The organism is Klenkia brasiliensis (genome assembly GCF_900100695.1).
Classification (GTDB): Bacteria; Actinomycetota; Actinomycetes; order Mycobacteriales; family Geodermatophilaceae; genus Klenkia; species Klenkia brasiliensis.
The window spans coordinates 190,349-210,869 of sequence record NZ_FNCF01000001.1 but is presented as its reverse complement, the minus strand read 5'-3'; the positions used below and the strand labels follow the sequence as shown (position 1 = coordinate 210,869).

The following is a 20,521-nucleotide window of genomic DNA, read 5'->3' as shown; positions in this document are numbered from 1 at the left end:
CGCCGCCCGCGGGGCGCCGACCGGCGCAGGAACCGCACGTGGCCGCGGTGTGGTCGGAAGGACCACAATGAACACCGTGGGTCGCCTCATCGCCGTCGTGCTGTTCATCGCCGTGATGGTGCCCTCGGGCCTGCTGGCCCGGGCGTGGTCGCGGGCGGCCGACCGCCGGCTGGTGGCCGGGGGCTCGGTGGAGCTGGTGCCGCCGTCCGAGGCGGGGGCCGCGGTGCTCGCCCGCCAGGCGCGGCACGGCCGGCGGGTGCGGCAGCTGGGCTTCCTGCTCGGCCTGGTGCTCGTCGGCGTGAGCGTGGCGTTCTTCGCCGAGGCCTCCGTGTTCCTGTGGCTGCCGGCGCTGGTGACCGGCCTGCTCATCGGCGTCCTGCTGGCCGAGGCGACCCGGCCGCGACCGCGGTGGGCGGCGGGTGGCCGGCGGCCGCGCCGGGGCGAGCAGATCTCGCCGGTGCTGCTGTGGACGATGCGCGGGGCGGTGGTGGGCGAGCTGGTGGCCGCCGGTGCGCTGTGGCACGCCGGGTCCCTGCGCGACGGGGTCGCCGTGGCCGCGCTGGCGGCACCGGCCCTGGCGTGGGTGCTGGCCGAGGCGGCACTGCTCCGGCTGGTGGTGCGCCCGCTCGCCGCGGAGGGGTCCGACGTCCCCGTCGACGAGGCCCTGCGCACCTGGACCGCGCACCTCGTGGTCGCCGCCGCCAGCACGGTGGCGCTGCTGCCGCTGGGCGCGCTGCTGCTGGTCGCCGGGGTCGACCTGGGCGACCGGGTGACCGACGGGGTGGACCTGCTGCCGGTCGCCCTCGTCGCCGGGGGGTTCTCGGCCGTGACGGCGGGGCTGGCGGTGGCCTGGTTCCTGGTCAGCTGGCTGCGCCCGGTCCGGCACTCGGCCCCCGCGTTGGCGGGCTGAGCCAGTTCACACCGTGACGCTGGTCACATCGCGGAGCGCGACGGTCTCTGCAGGTCAGCGGGGAATGCGTGACGTGTGGTGTCGGCGTGGCTACTCGCTGTCGACTCGTCGACCTGTTTCGATGGCGTCAGCAGCCCAGCTGCGAGCACCTCGTTCGTTATCGTGTCGTGACCGACCCGTCGGGGCAGGGGTCTGATCCTCCTGCCCGGGCCCCCGTGACCCGTGGATGTGCCGTGCACCGAACGCTCAAGCTCTCCCTCTTCGCCCTCGTCCTCGTGGGCCTCGTGGGCGGCTCCGCCGCCTACGTCCTGGCCCAGAAGTCGGTGACCCTCACCATCGACGGCGAGTCGCGCGAGGTCTCCACCTACGCCGACACCGCCGGCGAGGTGCTGGCCGACGAGGACGTCGCCGTCGCACCGGACGACGTGCTGCTGCCCGGGGCCGACAGCCAGGTCGACGACGGCGACACCGTCGTGCTCAACCGGGCCCGCCCGCTGGAGCTGACCGTCGACGGCGTGACCACCACGGTGACCACGACCGCGCTGTCGGTCGACGAGGCGCTGGACCAGCTCGGCTACCGCGGCGACGGCCTGGTGCTGTCGGCCTCCCGCAGCCAGCGCGTGCCGCTGGACGGCATGGCGCTGCAGGTGACCACCCCGAAGACGGTGACCCTGGTCGCCGACGGCGCCACCCGCGACGTCGTCACCACCGCCGGCACCGCCGGCGACCTGCTCGCCGAGCAGGGCCTCACCCTCTCGCCCACCGACCGGATGAGCCTGTACCCGACCACCCCCCTGATGGACCGCATGGTGCTGCAGGTCTGGCGGGTGCAGGTCACCGAGGTCACCGAGCAGCAGCCGATCGACTACCAGACGGTCGAGACCCAGGACCCCAACCGCACCGAGGGCACCCGCGACGTCACCACCGAGGGCGTCGAGGGCTCGCAGACGGTCACCTTCACCGTCACCACCACCGACGGCGTGGAGACCTCCCGCGTGCAGACCGGCGTCACCGTCGACCAGGCCCCCGTCGACGAGCAGGTCGCCGTCGGCACTGCGCCCCGGCCCGCGCCGGCCGCGTCGTCCTCCTCGTCCTCGTCCGGCGGCGGCAACACCGGTGCGTCGGCCCCGGCGTCGACCAGCGGCCTGAACTGGGACGCCCTGGCCCGCTGCGAGGCCGGCGGCAACTGGGCGATCAACACCGGCAACGGCTACTACGGCGGTCTGCAGTACAACGTCTCGACGTGGAACGCCTACGGCGGCGCGGAGTTCGCCTCCCGCCCCGACCTGGCCACCCGTGAGCAGCAGATCGCCGTCGGCGAGCGGACCTACGCCGCCCGCGGCACCTCGCCGTGGCCGTCGTGCGGCTCGCGCCTGCTCAGCTGACCCGCTGAGCACCGCCGCCGACGCAGGCGACGGGCTGCTGGGCCCCGCGGAGATCCGCCGGCTGGCCCAGCAGCTCGACCTGCGCCCCACCAAGCAGCTCGGGCAGAACTTCCTGCACGACGCGAACACCATCCGCCGGATCGTGCGCACCGCGGAGCTGAGCCCGGACGACGTGGTCTGCGAGATCGGCCCGGGCCTGGGCTCCCTCACGCTGGGCCTGCTGCCGGCCGCCGAGCGGGTCGTCGCCGTCGAGGTCGACCCCCGGCTGGCCGACCAGCTCCCGCGCACGGTGGCCGAGCGGGTGCCGCAGCTGGCGCAGGGGCTCACCGTCGTCACCGCCGACGCGATGCGGGTGACCGAGCTGCCCGGCCCGCCGCCGACCGCGCTGGTCGCCAACCTGCCGTACAACATCTCCGTCCCGGTGCTGCTGCACTTCCTGGAGACCTTCCCGACGCTGCGCACCGCACTGGTCCTCGTCCAGCTCGAGGTCGCCGAGCGCCTGGCCGCGGCCCCCGGCAGCGACGCGTACGGCGTCCCGAGCGTCAAGGCCGCCTGGTACGCCGACGTGCGCCGTGCCGGCGCCGTGGGCCGGCCGGTCTTCTGGCCCGTGCCCAACGTCGACTCCGGTCTGGTCCGCCTCACCCGCCGCGAGCCGCCACCCGGCGACCGGACCGCGACCTTCGCCGCCGTCGACGCCGCCTTCGCCACCCGCCGCAAGGGGCTGCGCGCCGCCCTCGCCGGCTGGGCCGGCAGCCCGGCCGCTGCGGAGACCCGGCTGCGGGCGGCCGGCATCGACCCGACCTGGCGCGGCGAGCGGCTCGGCGTCGCCGACTTCGCCCGTCTCGCCGCCACCGACCCGGTCGCGGCAGGCTGAGGCCATGCCGCACTCGACCGCCGGAGGCCCCGGGCGGATCCACGGGGACGGGTCGGTCACCGCGCACGCCCCCGCGAAGGTCAACGTCCACCTCGGGGTCGGCCCGCTGCGCGCCGACGGCTTCCACGAGCTGACCACCGTCTACCTCGCGGTGTCGCTGCTGGACTCCGTCACGGTCTGGCCCGACGACGGCCTGTCGGTCACCGTCACCGGCGAGGGCGCCGACGGGTCGGTGCCGACCGACTCCCGCAACCTGGTCTGGCAGGCCGCCGAGCTGCTGGCCCGGCACGCGGGCGTCCCCGCCGACGCCGCACTGCACGTCGACAAGTCGATCCCGGCCGCCGCCGGGCTCGCCGGCGGGTCCGCCGACGCCGCCGCCGCCCTGGTGGCCCTCGACGCGCTGTGGGGCACGCACTGCACCCGCGGTGACCTGGCCGGCCTGGCCGCGCGGCTGGGCAGCGACGTCCCGTTCAGCCTGGTCGGCGGGACGGCGCTGGGCACCGGCCGCGGGGAGCAGCTGTCGCCGGTGCTGTCGCGGCACCGCACCGACTGGGTGCTGGGCATCGCCGGTGACGGCCTGGCGACGCCGACGGTCTACCGCGAGCTCGACCGGCTCCGCGACACCGGGGACCTGCCGCCGGCGTCGGTCGCCGGGCCGGCCGACGACGTGCTCACCGCGCTGCGCGGCGGGGACGCGGCCGAGCTGGCGGGGGTGCTGGCCAACGACCTGCAGGCCCCGGCGGTGCACCTGCGGCCGGAGCTGCGGCGGGCCCTGGGGGAGATGACCGCCGCCGGCTGCCTGGGCGTGCTGGTCAGCGGGTCCGGGCCGACGGTGGCCGGGCTGCTGCCCGACGCCGACGCCGCGCAGGCGGCGGCCGCGGCGCTCGCGGCCGGCGGGGCGTTCCGGGCGGTGCACGCCGTCCACGGCCCCGTGCCGGGCGCCCGGCTGGCCGGCTGACCCCCCGGGCGGTCCCGGGTCGTGGTCGCCCCGCACCCCACCGCGCCCTAGGCTCGGGCGGTCCCCGGGCGTGCCCGGGGTCGTGGGGGATGGGGTAATCGGCAGCCCGCCGGCCTTTGGAGCCGTGCAGTCTCGGTTCGAGTCCGAGTCCCCCAGCTGGTCCGCCGAGTCGTCCAGGGGAGATCCGTTGGCACAGCCCGCTCAGCCCGTCAGCGCCGTCGTCGTGCTGGCGGCCGGACAGGGGACGCGCATGCGGTCCCGCACGCCGAAGGTGCTGCACCCCCTGGGCGGGCGCAGCATGCTCGGCCACGTGCTGGCCGCGGCGCAGCCGCTGGGTGCGGCGGCCACCGTGGTGGTCGTCGGCTCCGGCCGCGACCAGGTCGAGGCGCACCTGGCCGGCATCGCCCCGCACGCCCGCACGGTGGTGCAGGAGCAGCAGAACGGCTCGGGCCACGCCGCGGCGCTGGCCCTGGACACCCTCACCGACCTGGCCGGCCCGGTGCTCATCGTCAACGGCGACGCCCCGCTGCTGCGGGCCAGCACCGTCCAGGCGCTGGTCGACGCGCACCTCGGTGCCGGCGACGTGCTCACGGTGCTCACCGCGGCCGTGCCCGACCCCACCGGGCTGGGCCGCATCGTCCGCGACGGCGGGGGCCGGGTCACCGCCATCGTCGAGGAGCGCGACGCGACCCCCGAGCAGCGGACCATCACCGAGGTCAACGCCGGGGTCTACCTCGGCGACGCCGCCGCGGTGCGGGCGGCGCTGGCCCGGGTCGGCGCGGCCAACGACCAGGGCGAGCAGTACCTGACCGACGTCCTCGGGCTGCTGGTCGGCGACGGCGCGCAGGTCGGCGGGCACCGGGCCGCCGACGCCGAGGACACCCTGGGCTGCAACGACCGTCGCGAGCTCGCCGCCCGGCGGCGCACGCTCAACGACCGGGTGCTCGACGACCTCATGCGGTCCGGCGTGACCGTCGTCGACCCGGCGACCACCTGGGTCGACGTCACCGTGGAGGTCGGCCAGGATGCCGTGCTGCACCCGGGCGTGCAGCTGCTGGGCGCCACCGTGGTGGCCGCCGGCGCCGAGGTCGGGCCGGACAGCACGCTGACCGACACCGAGGTGGGGGAGGGCGCGCGAGTGGTGCGCACGCACGCCGAGCTCGCCGTCGTCGGCCCCGAGGTGTCCGTCGGCCCCTTCGCCTACCTGCGGCCGGGCACCCGGCTGGCGCGCGGGGCCAAGGTCGGCACCTTCGTGGAGACCAAGAACGCCGAGGTCGGGGAGGGGTCGAAGATCCCGCACCTGTCCTACGTCGGCGACGCCACCATCGGCGAGGGCACCAACATCGGGGCGGCCACGGTCTTCGTCAACTACGACGGCGTCGCCAAGCACCGCACCACGATCGGCTCGCACGCCCGCACCGGCGCCGACAACATGTTCGTCGCGCCGGTCACCGTCGGGGACGGCGCCTACACCGCGGCCGGGTCGGTGATCACCTCCGACGTCCCCCCGGGGGCCATGGGTGTGGCCCGGGCCACCCAGCGGAATGTGGCAGGGTGGGTGGGCCGACGTCGGCCGGGGACGGCGGCGGCCGCGGCAGCCGAGGCGGCCACCCGCAGGACCTCCGACGACGCCCAGGGGACCGAGTCATGAGCGCGATCACGCAGACGCCGACCAAGAGCCTGATGCTGTTCAGCGGCCGGGCCTTCCCGGAGCTCGCCGACGAGATCGGCGGTCACCTCGGTGTCGCACCCACGCCCACCTCGAGCTACGAGTTCGCCAACGGCGAGCTCTACGTACGGTTCGAGGAGTCCGTCCGCGGCTCGGACGCCTTCATCGTGCAGAGCCACACCTCGCCGGTGAACACCTGGCTGATGGAGTCGCTGCTCATGGTCGACGCCGCCAAGCGCGCCTCGGCCAAGCGGATCACCGTCGTCGCCCCGTTCTTCCCCTACGCCCGCCAGGACAAGAAGCACCGCGGCCGCGAGCCCATCTCCGCCCGGCTGGTGGCCGACCTGTTCAAGACCGCGGGTGCCGACCGGCTCATGTCGGTGGACCTGCACACCGCGCAGGTGCAGGGCTTCTTCGACGGGCCGGTCGACCACCTGTTCGCGATGGACCTGCTCATCGAGGAGGTCAAGCGCAAGTGGGGTGACCGCGACCTGACCGTCGTCTCGCCGGACTCGGGCCGGGTCCGGGTCTCCGAGCGCTGGTCGGACAAGCTCGGCGGCACCCCGCTGGCCTTCATCCACAAGACCCGCGACGTCACCCGGCCCAACGAGGTCGTCGCCAACCGCGTGGTCGGCGAGGTCAAGGGCCGGGTCTGCATCCTGGTCGACGACATGATCGACACCGGCGGCACGATCACCAAGGCCGCCGAGACCCTCTTCAACGAGGGCGCCGCCGACGTCGTCATCGCCGCCACGCACGGCGTGCTGTCCGGGCCGGCGGTCGACCGGCTGAAGAACAGCCGGGCCGCCGAGGTGCTGATCACCAACACCCTGCCGGTCCCCCCGGAGCGGCAGTTCGACAAGCTCACCGTGCTCTCCATCGCCCCGCTGCTCGCCCGGGCGATCAAGGAGGTCTTCGAGGACGGTTCGGTGACCAGCCTCTTCGACGGCGCCTCCTGACGCTGGGGTAGGGTGTGCGGCTGTTGCCCGGCGAGGGAGCGTCCGCTCCGTGATCGACGTGCGTGTGCCTCCAGCAGGTGTGCCGCCCGTCGTGCGCCGGCACCCACCAGCTGATCTGCGAGGAGCACACCACCGTGGCTGATTTCCGTCTCGAGGCCGAGACCCGCACCGAGTTCGGCAAGGGCAGCGCCCGCCGCACCCGGCGCGCCGGCCGGATCCCCGCCGTCCTCTACGGGCACGGCCAGGACGTCGTCCACCTGTCCCTGCCGGCCCGCGAGTTCGCCGCGGCGCTGCGCAACGGCGGCACCAACGTGCTGCTGACCGTCGTCCTGGACGGCAAGGAGCAGCTCGCGCTGACCAAGGCCGTGCAGCGCGACCCGCTGACCCGGGTCCACGAGCACGTCGACCTGCTCATCGTCCGCCGCGGCGAGAAGGTCACCGTCGACGTCCCCGTCACCGTCACCGGCGACGTGGCCCCCGAGACCATCACCAACTTCGAGCTCAACACCGTCTCCATCGAGGTGCCCGCCACCTCGATCCCCGAGACGATCGAGGTCGACGTCGAGGGCCGCGCGGCCGGCGAGGGCATCAGCGCCGCCGACCTGCAGCTGCCCGAGGGCGCCAGCCTGCTCACCGACCCCGAGGCCCAGGTCATCGGCTTCCTCGCGGCCCCGACCGCCGAGGCGCTCGAGGCCGAGCTGGCCGAGGCCGAGGCCGCTGCGGGCATCGAGCGCGACGAGTCCGACGAGGACGGCGACGTCGTGCCCGAGCCCTCCGACCAGGGCAGCGGCGAGTCGATGGACGCCGCCGAGAACTCGTCGGACGACTGAGCGGTCCGTTGACCGAGAGCACGACCCGCAGGGGCGCCGGCACCGCCGGCGCCCCTGCGGCGTCCCCGGAGCCCCCCGCCGGGCCCTTCCTGGTCGTCGGGCTGGGCAACCCCGGCCCCGGCTACGCCGGCAACCGGCACAACGTCGGCGCGATGGTGCTGGCCGAGCTGGCCGCCCGCGCCGGCGTCAAGCTCTCCCCGGGCAAGGGCCCGCGGGCCCGGTCGGCGTCGGGCGACGGCCGGCTGGCCGGGCGCCGGGTGGTCCTCGCCCAGCCGAGCACCTACATGAACGAGTCCGGCGGCCCGGTGAAGGGCCTGCTGGACTACCACTCCATCGACCCCACCTGCCTGGTCGTCGTGCACGACGAGCTCGACCTGGACTTCGACGTGGTCCGGCTCAAGCGGGGCGGTGGCGAGGGCGGGCACAACGGTCTGCGCTCCATCTCCCGGTCCACCGGCACCCGCGACTACCTCCGCGTCCGCGTCGGCATCGGTCGGCCGCCGGGCCGCCAGGACCCCGCCGACTTCGTGCTCAAGGACTTCTCGGCCACCGAGCGCAAGACCCTCGACCTGCTCGTGGGCGAGGCCGCCGACGCCGCCGAGCTGCTGCTGGAGAAGGGCCTCGAGGCCGCGCAGAACGTCGTCCACCCGCGGTCCTGAGGCGTCCCCCTCCCGGGTGAGGCGGGCCCGTCCCGCGTTGACCCCGGCGGCGCAACGGCCGACGGTCGACAGGTGAACCGCTGCCGACCCCGCCCCGGGACGCACCGTGTCCGCACCTGAGCTGCAGGGGCCCGAGCAGCCCGACGGCAGCGCGCAGCCGGCCCGGCCCGTCGACGACGTGGTGCGGCGCGCCCGCGAGGCGCACGCCGCCGAGCTGGCCGAGGCCGCCGCCGAGGCCGCCGAGGCCGCCGCGCAGGGACTGCTCGCCGACGGGGCCCTCGGCGTCGACTCCGTCCGCCCGGTCCGCGGGCGACCCGCGGTGCCGGCCACGCCGTCGGGCGTGCCCACCGCCGGCGCCCGGGAGCTGCCCCGCCGGCGCGCGGGGGACGTCACCCGCGGCACGCTGTCCGACCTCCCGATGTACGACCCGCTGTCGGCGCGCCGCCGCCGGACCCCGGAGTGGCTGTCGGCCTACCTCGGCGGCCTGGTGCTGCTGGACGGCCTCGCCCTCGTCGTCGCCGTCCTGCTGGCCGCCGACCTGCAGCCGGGCCCGGTGCCCCTGCTGGTCTCGGCCCTGGGGTGGTCGGTGGCGCTGCAGCTCGCCGGTGCCTACCGCGAGGCGTACTTCGGCGCCGGCACGCAGGAGTACCGGCGGGTGCTGGTCGCCGCCACCGGGCTGGTCGCCGCGCTCGCGGTGGCCGAGTCGCTCACCGGCCCGTGGTCCTGGGGGACGACGGACGTCGTGCTCGCCGTGGTCGTCGGCGCCGGGCTCACCGTCCTGGGCCGTCGGGTCGCCCGGGCCCGGATGCACGGACGGCGGCGGCGTGGGCTGATGGGCAAGCGCGTGGTCCTGGTGGGCCGCGAGGGTGCGCTGGTCGACATCGCCGACCGGCTGCGCCGCGACGCCACCTCCGGGTGGACCGTCGTCGGCGCCTGCGTGCCCGACCCCGGGGCCGCCGGCGGGCTGGCCCGCATCGACGTCCCCGTGCTCGGCGGTCTGGACCACGTGCCGGCCGTGCTCGACCAGGCCCGCGCCGACGCCGTGATGGTGGCCGCGGCCAGCGAGGGCGGTGCCTCCTACCTGCGCCAGCTGGCCTGGCGGCTGGAGGGCACCAACATCGAGGTGCTGCTGGCGCCGGGTCTGGTCGAGGTGGCGGTCGACCGCCTCGAGGTCCGGCCCACCATCAGCTTCCCGGTCGTGCAGATCATGGAGCCCTCGTACCGGGGGCTGCGCCGGCTGGCCAAGTCCGCCCTGGACCGCGGCGCGGCGTTCGTCGGCCTCGCGCTGCTCTCGCCCCTGCTGCTGGCCCTCGCCGTCGCGGTCAAGCGGGAGGACGGCGGCCCGGTGCTCTACCGGCAGGCGCGGGTGGGCCGGCACGGCCGGGTCTTCGACGTGCTCAAGTTCCGCAGCATGACCGTCGGGGCCGACACCCGCGTCGAGGAGCTGGCGACCGTCGACGAGGGCAACGGGGTGCTGTTCAAGATGCGCACCGACCCGCGGGTGACCCGGACCGGTCAGCTGCTGCGCCGCTGGTCGCTGGACGAGCTGCCGCAGCTGGTGAACGTGCTGCGGGGCGAGATGTCGCTGGTCGGGCCCCGTCCTGCGCTGCCCGTCGAGGTGGCCACCTACGGGCCGGACATGCAGCGCCGGCTCCTGGTGCGGCCCGGGGTCACCGGGCTGTGGCAGGTCAGCGGCCGGTCGGACCTCAGCTGGGCCGAGACCGTGGAGCTCGACGTCCGCTACGTGGACAACTGGTCGGTCGGCCGGGACCTGTCGATCCTGTTCCGCACCGCCCGGGCGGTGGTGGCGGGGTCCGGGGCCTACTGACCGCCCGTCGCGGTGGAGCGCCTCTCGGTCACGACACGACCGTCCGTGACGCGGACGGTGGCCCGCGTCACCGGAGGCCTCCCCACGGCTGCCGCGCAGGCCTAGCCTCCGCCGTCGAGGGCCGAGGGGGGCCCTCGACGCGAGGAGCAGCCCGATGACGTGGTCGACCGTCCGCCGGTCCGTGGCACCGCTGGTGCTCGCCCTGCTCCTGTTGGGTCTGGCCGCCCCACCCGCCTCGGCCGACAGCGCACCCGCCGGGGGAGCCACCGCCGCCACCCCGGTCACCGTGTCGGCCGACCCGCTCCCGACCGTGCAGATCAACGGCGTCGCCTGGTCGCAGGTCGTGGTCGGCACCACCGTCTACGTGGCCGGCAAGTTCACCCGGGCCCGGCCCGCGGGGGCGGCGGCCGGCACCCAGGAGACGGTCCGCAACAACCTGCTGGCCTACGACATCCGCACCGGCCAGCTGATCACCTCCTTCGCACCCGACCTCAACGCCCAGGCGCTCGTCGTCACCGCCTCGCCGGACGGCAGCCGCCTCTACGTCGGCGGTGACTTCACCGTGGCCAACGGCCAGAGCCGGCTGCGGGTCGCCGCCTACGACACCGCCACCGGTGCCCTCGTCACCGGTTTCGCCCCGGCGGTCTACGGCCAGGTCCGGGCGCTCGCCGCGACGGCCAGCACGGTCTACGCGGGGGGCTCGGTCTCCAGCGTCGGCAGCGTCGGCCGCAACCGGCTCGCCGCCCTCGACGCCGCCACCGGCGCGCTGCTGCCGTGGGCGCCGCAGCCCGGGGTGGGGTCCACGGCCGGCAACCGCGACGGCAGCACGGTCACCAGCAACGCCGTCCTGGCCCTGGTGGTCACCGGCGGGGGCAGCCAGGTCGTCGCCGCCGGCCGGTTCGACAGCCTGAACGGCACGAAGGCCACCGGCGTCGGCGCGCTCGACCCGGTCACCGGCGCCACCCGGTCGTTCGCGGTGAACCGGCTGATCACCAACCAGGGCGTGAACTCCGCGGTCTGGAGCCTGTCCACCGACGGGACGACGGTCTGGGGCAGCGGCTACGACTACTACGGCCCGGGCAACCTGGAGGGCGCCTTCGCCGCGCGGGCCGACGGCGGCGGCGTGGTGTGGGTCGACGACTGCCACGGCGACACCTACTCCACCTTCGCGCAGGGCGGGGCGCTCTACGTGGCCACCCACGCCCACGACTGCGGGAACATCGGCGGCTACCCGGAGCAGAACCCCCGGGTGAACCAGTTCGGCCTCGCCTTCTCGCAGGCGCCGGTGGGCACCGTGGGCACCGCGACGCTGCGCAACCGGAACTTCACCGGCCAGCCCGCCCCGGCGCTGCAGACCTGGTTCCCGACCTTCGCCAGCGGCACCGTCACCGGCCAGTACCAGGCCGGCTGGAACGTGACCGGCAACGCGCAGTACGTGGTCTACGGCGGGGAGTTCCCCCGGGTCAACGGCACCGCCCAGCAGGGCCTGGTCCGGTTCGCCGTCCCCTCGGCGGCACCCAACCGGGTGGGCCCGGCCGCCCAGCCCACCCCGACGGCCAGCCAGCCCCTCGGCGGTGCGGCCCGGGTGAGCTGGCAGGCGACGAGCGACCAGGACAACGGCACGCTGGTCTACCGGGTGCACCGCGACGGCAGCAGCACCCCGGCGTACCAGGTGTCCGTCGCCTCGACCTGGTGGAACCGGCCGACCACGTCCTGGACCGACACCGGTCTGGCCGACGGACAGCACACCTACCGGGTCAGCGCGACCGACCCCTTCGGCAACACGGTCACGTCCGCCCCGGTCACCATCACCACCACCGGTGGCACCACCGTGCCCCCGCCCCCGACCACGACGGCGCTGGCGCAGGACTCCTTCACCCGCACCTCGACCGCCGGCTGGGGCTCCGCCGACACCGGTGGTGCCTGGACCGTCGGCTCCACCGCCACGACGTCGGTGGACGGCAGCCGGGGCGTGCTCGCGCTGCCCGCCGCCGGGCGCTCGGCATCGGCCTCGCTGGCGGCCGTGCAGGCGACCGACGTGACCGTGCAGGCGTCCTTCGCGACGTCCTCCGCCGCGACCGGCGGCGGCACCTACGGGTACCTGGCCGCCCGGCAGTCGGGGAACACCGCCTACCGGGTCAGTGCACGGTTCACCACGACCGGCGCGGTCGAGGTCGCCCTGGTCCGCCAGGTCGCCGGGGTCGAGACCGTGCTCGGCCGGACGACGCTGACCGGCGCGACGAGCGGGGTGGTCGTCCGGCTGGACGCCAGCGGCACGGGGACGACGTCCTTGCAGGTGACCGCGTGGCCGCGGGGCGGTACGGCGCCGGCCGCCCCCCAGCTGACCGCGACCGACACCCAGGCCGAGCTCCAGCGGGCCGGGGCCGTCGGGGTGGCCGCCTACCTGTCCGGGTCGGCCACGGCCGGCACCCAGGTGCTCGTCGACGACCTGTGGGCCGGACCGGTGGGCACCCGCCCGGCCGCCGGGTGAGCCAACGCCTCCTCCTGGCCCTCGGCGGGGCCGCGCTGCTGGTCGCGGTGGTGCTCGCCGTCGTGCTGACCGGGCGGGAGGACCGGCCGGGCACCGCCGCGGCCGGGTCGGGCACGTCGGCGGGTGCGACGCGGTCGTCGGCGGCGTCCACCGCGGCCACCCAGGGTCCGGTGCTGCCCAGCAGCGCACCGGCCGCGTCGTCGGCGGGACCGACCACCCCGGCCACGACCACCGCTGCCACGACCACCGCTGCCGGGGCGGCGGACCAGCGGCCGGCCGAGCTGTCCCCGGTGCCCCTGGACGCCGGGGCGACGGTGCCGGGCGTGGTGTCGGGTCGGCTGGTCGCGGTCGAGGCGGTGCAGGCCACCGGCAGCGGGGTCGGCAACGTGTCGGGCCCGGCCCTGCGGGTCACGGTCGAGCTGACCGGCGGCGGACCCGAGCTGTCGCTGGACGGCAGCTACGTCGAGCTCCTCACCGGGCCCGACCTCGCCCCCGCGTCACCGGTCGACGACCCCTCGGTGGCCCCCCTGCAGGGCCGGCTGGCCGCGGGCGGGACGGCGACCGGCGTGTACGTGTTCAGCGTCGACGACGGCGCCCGCGGCGACGTCACGGTGCGGGTGCAGCCCGCCCCCGGCGAGCCCTTCCTGGTCTTCCGGGGTGCGGCCGGCTGATCCCGGGCGCACCCCGCCGGGTGCGGACTAACCTGGGCACCGGCCCCCCGCGCGCCCGTGCGACCTGCGCAGGCTGCGTGAGCGGTGCGGCCGGACCCGATGGAGTACCCCCTCGTGAGCCTGCGCGGCGTGCTCGACGTCGTCCTGACCGACCCCGGCATGGCCCGGGTGGTGGGCCGGGCCGGTTCGGCCGACCTGGCCGTGACCGCCCCGCCGCCGGTGCAGCCGCTGGTCGCCGCGGCGCTGGCCGCCCCCTCGCCGGGGGCGTCGGTCCCGGTGCTGGTGGTCACCGCGGGGGAGCGGGACGCCGACGCCACCGCCGACCTGCTGCGCTGCTTCGTCCCCGACCGCCGCGTCGAGGTGTTCCCCGCCTGGGAGACGCTGCCGCACGAGCGGCTCAGCCCGCGCGCGGACACCGTCGGCCGGCGGCTGGCCGTGCTGCGCGACCTGACCCACCCGGAGGCCGCCACCGGGAGCATCGACGTGCTCGTGGCCCCGGTCCGCAGCCTGCTGCAGCCGCTGGCCCCCGGGCTGGGCGACCTCGTCCCGGTCGAGCTGCGCCCCGGCGACGAGGCCGAGCTGGACGCCGTCGCCCAGCGCCTGGTCGACGCCGCCTACACCCGCGTGGAGCTGGTGGAGAAGCGCGGTGAGTTCGCCGTCCGCGGTGGTCTGCTCGACGTCTTCCCGCCCACCGAGCCGCACCCGGTGCGGGTGGAGTTCTGGGGCGACGAGGTCGACGAGCTGCGCTACTTCTCGGCCGCCGACCAGCGCTCGCTCGACGAGCGGCCCGAGCGGCTGTGGGCCCCGCCGTGCCGCGAGCTGCTGCTCACCCCCGAGGTCCGCGAGCGGGCCCGGGCGCTGGCCGTGGAGCACCCCGAGCTGGCCGAGGTCGCCGACTCCCTCGCCGAGGGCATCGCGGTCGAGGGCATGGAGGCGCTCATCCCGGCGCTGATCGGGTCCGCGCACATGGAGCTGCTCACCGACCTGGTGCCCCGCGGCACGCACGTGCTGGTCTGCGACCCCGAGCGGGTGCGCAGCCGGGCCGCGGACCTGGTGCGCACCGCCGAGGAGTTCCTCGCCGCGTCCTGGCAGACCGCCGCCGAGGCCGGCCAGGCGCCGGTCGACCTGGGCGCGTCCAGCTTCCGCGACCTCGAGGACGTCGCCGACGACTCCCGCGGCCGCGGCCTGCCCTGGTGGACCACCGGTGCCTTCACCCTGGCCGCCGAGGACGACGACGAGCACATCACGCTCGAGGCGACCGGCGTCGACCGGTTCCACGGCGACGCCGACGCCGCCACCGCCCGGCTGCGGGAGTGGTCGCGCGAGGGCTGGCGGGTGGTGCTGACCTTCGCCGGGCCGGGCCCCGCGCAGCGTGCCGCCGACCAGCTGACCGAGGCCGACCTCGGCGTCCGGCTGGTGCCCGACGTCGCCGTCCCGCAGGACGAGGGCCTGACCTACGTCACCCAGGGCAACCTGGAGTCCGGGTTCACCCTGCCCGGGGTGAAGCTGGCCCTGGTCACCGAGCACGACCTGACCGGGCAGCGCGGCACCAGCATGCGCGACGCGCAGAAGATGCCGGCCCGCCGGCGCAACGCCGTCGACCTGGTGCAGCTGCAGCCCGGCGACCTGGTGGTGCACGAGCAGCACGGCATCGGCCGCTACGTCGAGATGGTCAGCCGCACCGTGCACGGCGGCCAGCGCGACTACCTGATCGTGGAGTACGCGCCGGGCAAGCGGAACCAGCCGCCGGACCGGCTCTTCGTGCCCACCGACGCGCTGGACCAGCTGACCCGCTACGTCGGCGGCGAGGCACCCGCGCTGTCCAAGCTGGGCGGTGCGGACTGGGCCAAGACCAAGGGCCAGGCCCGCAAGGCGGTCAAGCAGATCGCCGCCGAGTTGATCCGGCTCTACTCCGCCCGGATGGCCACCCAGGGCCACGCGTTCGGCCCGGACACCGTCTGGCAGCGCGAGCTCGAGGACGCCTTCCCGTTCCAGGAGACCCCCGACCAGCTCGCCGCCATCGACGAGGTCAAGGCCGACATGGCCCAGTCGGTCCCGATGGACCGGATCATCTGCGGCGACGTCGGCTACGGCAAGACCGAGATCGCCGTCCGCGCGGCGTTCAAGGCGGTGCAGGACGGCAAGCAGGTCGCGGTCCTGGTGCCGACGACGCTGCTGGCCAACCAGCACTTCAAGACCTTCTCCGAGCGCTTCGCCCAGTTCCCGGTCACCGTCGCGGCGCTGTCGCGGTTCCAGTCCAAGGCCGAGAGCGACGAGACGCTGCGCAAGCTGGCCGACGGCGAGGTCGACGTGCTCGTGGGCACGCACCGGCTGCTCCAGCCGACCACCCGGTTCAAGGACCTGGGCCTGGTCATCGTCGACGAGGAGCAGCGCTTCGGCGTCGAGCACAAGGAGTACCTGAAGACCATGCGGACGGCGGTCGACGTGCTGTCGATGTCCGCCACGCCGATCCCGCGCACCCTGGAGATGAGCCTGACCGGCATCCGGGAGATGTCGACGATCCTCACCCCGCCCGAGGAGCGCCACCCGGTGCTGACCTACGTCGGCGCCTGGGAGGACAAGCAGATGGCCGCGGCGATCCGCCGGGAGCTGCTGCGCGACGGGCAGGTCTTCGTCATCCACAACCGGGTGCAGTCCATCGACAAGGCCGCGGCCACCATCCGCCGGCTGGTGCCCGAGGCCCGGGTCGCGGTGGGCCACGGCCAGATGAAGGAGCACGAGCTCGAGCGGATCATGGTCGGGTTCTGGGAGAAGGAGTACGACGTCCTGGTCGCCACGACCATCGTGGAGTCCGGGCTGGACATCCCCAACGCCAACACCCTCATCGTCGACCGCGCCGACACCTTCGGCCTGTCCCAGCTGCACCAGATCCGCGGCCGCGTGGGTCGTGGCCGGGAGCGGGCCTACGCCTACTTCACCTACGACCCCACCCGCCCGCTGACCGAGACCTCGGTCGACCGGCTGACCACGATCGCGAACAACACCGACCTCGGTGCCGGCATGGCCGTGGCGATGAAGGACCTGGAGATCCGCGGCTCGGGCAACCTGCTCGGCGGCGAGCAGTCCGGGCACATCGCCGGCGTCGGCTTCGACCTCTACGTCCGGCTGGTCGGCGAGGCGGTCACCGACTACCGCGCCCAGGTCAGCGGCGAGGAGGCCCCGGCCGAGCCGGTCGACGTGCGGGTGGACCTGCCCGTCGACGCGCACCTGCCGCACGACTACGTGCCCGGCGAGCGGCTGCGGATGGAGGCCTACCGCAAGGTCGCCTCCGTGCAGGACGACACCCAGGCGCAGGCCGTGCTCGACGAGCTCACCGACCGCTACGGCCCCGCGCCCGCACCGGTGCTCAACCTGCTGGCCGTCGCCCGGTTCCGCGCCGCGGTGCGCAAGCTCGGCGTCACCGAGGTGTCGATGGCGGGGCGCAACGTGCGCATCTCGCCGGTGCAGCTGCGGGAGTCCCAGCAGATGAAGCTCGCCCGGCTGGCCGAGGGGGCGACCTACAAGTCGCAGGTCGACACCGTCTCGATCAAGGTGCCGGTCGGCCCCGACCGGCGCACCCCGCTGCGGGACGTCGCGCTGCTGGAGAAGCTGCACGCACTGCTGACGTCGGTGCTGGAGCAGCCGGTCGCCGCGTGATCCTCGCCGTCGCGGCGCTGGCCGGCGCCGTCCTCTGCTACGGCGTGGCCGGTGACCGGCTCAGCACCGGCGCGCGGGCCGGCGGGTCGCCGCTGCGCTCCCGCACCTGGTGGACGGGCACGGGGCTGCAGGCCGGCGCCTTCCTGCTGGCCCTGGTCGCCCGGCACGACCTGCCGCTGCTGGTCGTGCAGTCCGCGATCGTGGCCGCGCTGGCGGTGACCGCCGTGCTGCAGCAGGTCACCGGTGTGCGCCGGCTGCGCCGCGGGGAGGCGGTCGCCGTCCTCGGCACGGTGCTGGGCCTGGCCCTGCTGTCGGCGGCCACCGTCCCCGGGCCCGCCGTCGTCGAGGGGCCCGTGCTCGGCTGGCTGGCCGCGGGCCTGGTCCTCGCCGTGGTCGGCGTGCTGCTGCCGGCCGGTACCTGGGTCTCCGGTGCCCTCGCCGGGGTCGGCTTCTCGGTCGGTGCGGTCGGCGCGCGCGTGCTGGTCTCCGAGCTCCCCGACCGGTGGTGGGCGTTCTGGGCGTTCCCCGGGACCGTCTGGCTGGCCGGGGTGGTCACGGTCGGCGGGCTGCTGCTGGGGCAGCTGCACCTGACCCGCGGCCTCGCCGGGGCCCCCGCCGTCCCCGTGCTGGCGGTCATGTACGTGGTGAGCACCGTCGTCCCGGCCGCGATCGGGCACTGGTTGCTCGACGAGCAGGTGCGGCCCGGGTGGGCGGTGGCGGCCGTCGTCGGCTGCGCGGTGGCGCTCGGTGCGGCCGTGGCGCTGCTGCGCGGGGGCCGGGTGCCGGCGCCGGGGTGAGTCGCAGGTCACGTCGGGCGTGAGATGGTGCACCCCGTGCGCCGACGTCCGATCGTGTCCCTGCTGGTGCTCGGGCTCGCCGTGGGAGGCCTGGCCGGGTGCCGGACGTCGCCCGACGTCGCGGCCTACGTCGGCGACGGGCAGGTCACCACGGGGCAGCTGCGGTCCGCGGTCGACGAGCGGCTGGCCGACCCCGACGTCGCCGCCTACGCCGCCGGGCGCGACGCCGGCGACTTCACCCGGCAGGTGCTCAGCCTCATGATCGGGGAGCGGGTCTACGACGCGGTCGAGCAGCGCTACGACGTCGACGTCACCGAGGCCCAGGTCAGCGACCGCATCGGCGACCTGCTGGCCGGTGAGGACGAGGGCACCCTGTTCACCCAGCTCGCCCAGCAGCAGGGCCTGACCCGGGACGACGCCCGGGAGATCATCCGGGAGCTGCTGGTCCGCGAGCAGGTGGCGCAGGCCCAGGGGCTGGCCGACCTGTCCGACGCCGGGCTGCAGTCGGCCTACGAGGACGCCCGGCAGGCCGGCCAGCAGTTCGAGCTCGGCTACATCACCGTGCCCGACCAGGCCACCGCCGACGCCGTGGCCGCCCAGCTGCGCGCCGACCCGTCCAGCTACGGCGCGCTGGCCACGCAGTACGCCGGCACCTACACCCTGGCCGCCCCGCAGCAGCGCACGCTGGACCAGCTGCCGTCGGTGCTGGCGCAGCCGGTGCAGGAGACCCTGCCCGAGGGCGTGTTCACCCTCCCGGTCGCCGAGACCGGCGGCGTCGTGGTGGGCCAGGTCAGCTTCCCGCCGTTCGAGGACCTGGAGGCCGGCCTCGCCGACCAGGCCCGGCAGGACGCCTCCGACGCCGCCCAGCCGCTGGTCGACGAGCTGCGCGCCGGGCTCGACGTCGTGGTCAACCCGAGGTACGGATCGCTGCAGGACGGCCAGGTCGTCGAGGGCGACGGCGGGGTCGTGCGGATCCTGTCCGGGGGCTCGGCGGGAGACTGACGCAGGTGGCCACCCTCCTCGCCGTCAGCCCCCGTCTCCCCGCCCTGCTCGGCCCCGCCGCCTGGCGGGCCGTCACCGCCGCGCCCGCCGTCCTCGCCCTGCCCGGCGCGGCGGCCACCGCGGCGGCGCTGCGGGAGGCCGGGGTGGCGGTCACCGACGTCCCCGACGCCGCTGCCGCCGGGCCGGACGACGTCGTGCTGCTGACCGCCGAGGAGGCCGGCGACGCCCCGGTGCGCACCGCCGCCCCCGAACCGCCCGGCGCCCGGCTGCTGGACGTGGTGGCGGTGATGGACCGGCTGCGCTCACCCGGCGGCTGCCCCTGGGACGCCGAGCAGACCCACGCCTCCCTCCGCCGCTACCTGCTGGAGGAGGCGCACGAGGCCTACGACGCCATCACCGACGAGGACCCGGTGGCCATGCGGGAGGAGCTCGGCGACGTGCTGCTGCAGGTGGTCTTCCACGCCCGGGTGGCCGCCGAGTCGCCCACCGGGTTCGACGTCGACGACGTGGCCGGGGAGCTGGTGGACAAGCTGGTGCGCCGGCACCCGCACGTGTTCGGCGACGCCGGCCCCAAGGATGTCGCCGGCGTCGAGGCCGGCTGGGAGGAGATCAAGAAGAAGGAGAAGCAGCGCCGGTCCCCGACCGAGGGCGTCTCGACCTCGCAGTCGGCCGCCGCGTGGGGCGCCGCGCTGGTGTCCCGCGCCCGCCGGGCCGGGCTGCCCACCCCGGCGCCCGCGGAGCTCGCCGCGGCCGACCAGGCCGCCCTGGGCGAGCAGCTGCTGGGCGTGGTCGCGGCCGCGGCGGAGCGGGGCTGGGACGTCGAGGACGCGCTGCGCACCGCCGTCCGCCGCTACGCCGACGAGCTGGACGCCGCCCCTCAGCCCTGACCGCGGGTGCTGGCCGGCGCAGGGGAGGAGCCCAGCACCTGCGGCAGCCAGAACAGCACCCCGGCCAGCAGCACCGACGCCACGACGAAGCCGGCCGGGCCGCTGCCGTCGACGTAGGCCCACAGCAGGCCGAGCACCGGGGCGAGCACCACCGCGACGGCGTCCCCGCGCAGCTGCCGGCCCAGCGGCTGGTCCGGGGCGTCCGGGTCGACCGGGGCCTGCCGGACGTCGCCGCGCGGTGCCGACCGGCGGACCCGGCCCGACGGCCACACCTGCTGGCCGTCGACCACCGGCAGCACCCGGGACGCCGTCGCCGGGTCGCCGTGCACCTGCACCGGGGCGTCGGCCCGCATCCGGTCCAGCTCGGGCGCCCAGTGCACCGGCACCCAGCGCACCCCGCGCCCGGTGGTCAGCTCCAGCCAGCTGCGCACCAGCAGGCCCTGCCGCACGACGACGTGGGTGGCCGTCGCCGCGGTGACCGGCAGCCGGGCCAGCCGCGGCCGGCCGAGCAGCCGGCGCAGCGTCAGCGCGGCGACCACCACCACGGCCAGGGCGACCACCACCAGGCCGAACACGACGTCGCGCACCGCGGTGTGGGCGGCGTCCCCGTCGGCGTATACGGCGCCGGGGTCGGCGGGGTCGTACTGCACGGGCACCTCGGTGCCGGCCGGGACGTCGACCGCCTCGCGCAGCTGCAGCGTGCCCCGCTGCGCCCGGCCGTCGGCGTCGTCCCAGGTGACCACGACCTGCCGGTCCTGCACCGACTGCACGGTCGCCGTCGCGGTGGCGGTGGCCCGGGCCAGCGGCTCCTGCGCGGCACCCAGCCGGACGGCGAGGACGACCAGCAGCGCCACCCCCACCAGGAGCACGGGGACGAGCCCGGCCAGCAGCTGGGTGCGGGCGCGGGTGTGCGGGCGGGACGGGGGCGGGGTGGTCATCCCGGC

The 20,521-nt window shown here is 75.8% G+C and carries 16 protein-coding genes and 1 tRNA gene; 16 read left to right on the top strand and 1 reads right to left on the bottom strand.

All coding sequences use genetic code 11. The features are described from left to right. The first annotated feature begins 67 nt into the window (after positions 1-67). The 16 genes from BLT39_RS01095 (at position 68) to BLT39_RS01020 (ending at position 19,577) form a co-directional block, all read left to right on the top strand. Positions 68-910: a hypothetical protein gene (locus BLT39_RS01095; RefSeq protein ID WP_423221473.1), complete on the top strand. Its 843-nt coding sequence runs from the start codon at positions 68-70 to the stop codon at positions 908-910. 233 nt (positions 911-1,143) lie between these two features. Next, positions 1,144-2,295: a resuscitation-promoting factor gene (locus BLT39_RS23210; protein ID WP_091057279.1), complete on the top strand. Its 1,152-nt coding sequence runs from the start codon at positions 1,144-1,146 to the stop codon at positions 2,293-2,295. Beyond that, a complete protein-coding gene (gene rsmA, locus BLT39_RS01085) occupies positions 2,207-3,169 on the top strand; it encodes a 16S rRNA (adenine(1518)-N(6)/adenine(1519)-N(6))-dimethyltransferase RsmA (RefSeq protein ID WP_242658065.1) in 963 nt (320 codons plus the stop codon). Before BLT39_RS23210 ends, rsmA begins: the two co-directional genes overlap by 89 nt. A gap of 4 nt (positions 3,170-3,173) precedes the next feature. Then, the gene (locus tag BLT39_RS01080) at positions 3,174-4,127 is read left to right on the top strand and encodes a 4-(cytidine 5'-diphospho)-2-C-methyl-D-erythritol kinase (protein ID WP_091057276.1); all 954 of its coding nucleotides are present in this window, start codon (positions 3,174-3,176) and stop codon (positions 4,125-4,127) included. 83 nt (positions 4,128-4,210) lie between these two features. Next, positions 4,211-4,283, top strand: a tRNA-Gln gene (locus BLT39_RS01075). Then, the gene (gene glmU / locus BLT39_RS01070; protein ID WP_423221472.1) at positions 4,252-5,778 is read left to right on the top strand and encodes a bifunctional UDP-N-acetylglucosamine diphosphorylase/glucosamine-1-phosphate N-acetyltransferase GlmU; all 1,527 of its coding nucleotides are present in this window, start codon (positions 4,252-4,254) and stop codon (positions 5,776-5,778) included. The genes BLT39_RS01075 and glmU overlap by 32 nt, the downstream gene beginning before the upstream one ends. Next, positions 5,775-6,755, top strand: a complete 981-nt coding sequence (locus tag BLT39_RS01065; protein ID WP_091057269.1) for a ribose-phosphate diphosphokinase — start codon at positions 5,775-5,777, stop codon at positions 6,753-6,755. The genes glmU and BLT39_RS01065 overlap by 4 nt, the downstream gene beginning before the upstream one ends. A gap of 134 nt (positions 6,756-6,889) precedes the next feature. Further along, positions 6,890-7,585: a 50S ribosomal protein L25/general stress protein Ctc gene (locus BLT39_RS01060; protein WP_091059116.1), complete on the top strand. Its 696-nt coding sequence runs from the start codon at positions 6,890-6,892 to the stop codon at positions 7,583-7,585. 8 nt (positions 7,586-7,593) lie between these two features. Continuing rightward, positions 7,594-8,244: an aminoacyl-tRNA hydrolase gene (gene pth / locus BLT39_RS01055; RefSeq protein ID WP_165640089.1), complete on the top strand. Its 651-nt coding sequence runs from the start codon at positions 7,594-7,596 to the stop codon at positions 8,242-8,244. Between the two features lie 106 nt (positions 8,245-8,350). Beyond that, positions 8,351-10,072, top strand: coding sequence for a sugar transferase (locus tag BLT39_RS01050; protein WP_091057266.1), 1,722 nt, complete (start codon positions 8,351-8,353; stop codon positions 10,070-10,072). Positions 10,073-10,226: 154 nt separating this feature from the next. Next, entirely contained in the window at positions 10,227-12,563 is a 2,337-nt protein-coding gene (locus BLT39_RS01045) for a hypothetical protein (RefSeq protein WP_091057262.1), read from the top strand. Further along, a complete protein-coding gene (locus tag BLT39_RS01040) occupies positions 12,560-13,234 on the top strand; it encodes a hypothetical protein (protein ID WP_131801373.1) in 675 nt (224 codons plus the stop codon). The genes BLT39_RS01045 and BLT39_RS01040 overlap by 4 nt, the downstream gene beginning before the upstream one ends. Positions 13,235-13,333: 99 nt before the next feature. After that, positions 13,334-16,891 carry a transcription-repair coupling factor gene (mfd, locus tag BLT39_RS01035; protein WP_091057254.1) on the top strand — a complete coding sequence of 1,186 codons (3,558 nt, stop codon included), beginning with the start codon at positions 13,334-13,336 and terminating at the stop codon, positions 16,889-16,891. After that, positions 16,888-17,688, top strand: coding sequence for a hypothetical protein (locus tag BLT39_RS01030; protein WP_091057250.1), 801 nt, complete (start codon positions 16,888-16,890; stop codon positions 17,686-17,688). The genes mfd and BLT39_RS01030 overlap by 4 nt, the downstream gene beginning before the upstream one ends. Positions 17,689-17,724: 36 nt before the next feature. Further along, a complete protein-coding gene (locus BLT39_RS01025) occupies positions 17,725-18,690 on the top strand; it encodes a SurA N-terminal domain-containing protein (RefSeq protein ID WP_165640088.1) in 966 nt (321 codons plus the stop codon). A gap of 5 nt (positions 18,691-18,695) precedes the next feature. Next, positions 18,696-19,577: a nucleoside triphosphate pyrophosphohydrolase gene (locus BLT39_RS01020; protein WP_207507495.1), complete on the top strand. Its 882-nt coding sequence runs from the start codon at positions 18,696-18,698 to the stop codon at positions 19,575-19,577. Here BLT39_RS01020 and BLT39_RS01015 read toward each other — a convergent pair. Beyond that, positions 19,568-20,515, bottom strand: a complete 948-nt coding sequence (locus BLT39_RS01015; protein WP_131801372.1) for a DUF3592 domain-containing protein — start codon at positions 20,513-20,515, stop codon at positions 19,568-19,570. The two genes, BLT39_RS01020 and BLT39_RS01015, sit on opposite strands and share 10 nt — an antisense overlap. Positions 20,516-20,521: the final 6 nt, after the last annotated feature.

What these genes read in the sequence shown, in the direction of transcription:
- BLT39_RS01080 (WP_091057276.1), top strand. Translation starts at nt 3,174, where the DNA reads ATGCCGCACTCGACCGCCGGAGGCCCCGGGCGGATCCACGGGGACGGG.
- BLT39_RS01095 (WP_423221473.1), top strand. Translation starts at nt 68, where the DNA reads ATGAACACCGTGGGTCGCCTCATCGCCGTCGTGCTGTTCATCGCCGTG.
- BLT39_RS01015 (WP_131801372.1), bottom strand. Translation starts at nt 20,515, where the DNA reads ATGACCACCCCGCCCCCGTCCCGCCCGCACACCCGCGCCCGCACCCAG.
- BLT39_RS01065 (WP_091057269.1), top strand. Translation starts at nt 5,775, where the DNA reads ATGAGCGCGATCACGCAGACGCCGACCAAGAGCCTGATGCTGTTCAGC.
- BLT39_RS01045 (WP_091057262.1), top strand. Translation starts at nt 10,227, where the DNA reads ATGACGTGGTCGACCGTCCGCCGGTCCGTGGCACCGCTGGTGCTCGCC.
- mfd (WP_091057254.1), top strand. Translation starts at nt 13,334, where the DNA reads ATGGAGTACCCCCTCGTGAGCCTGCGCGGCGTGCTCGACGTCGTCCTG.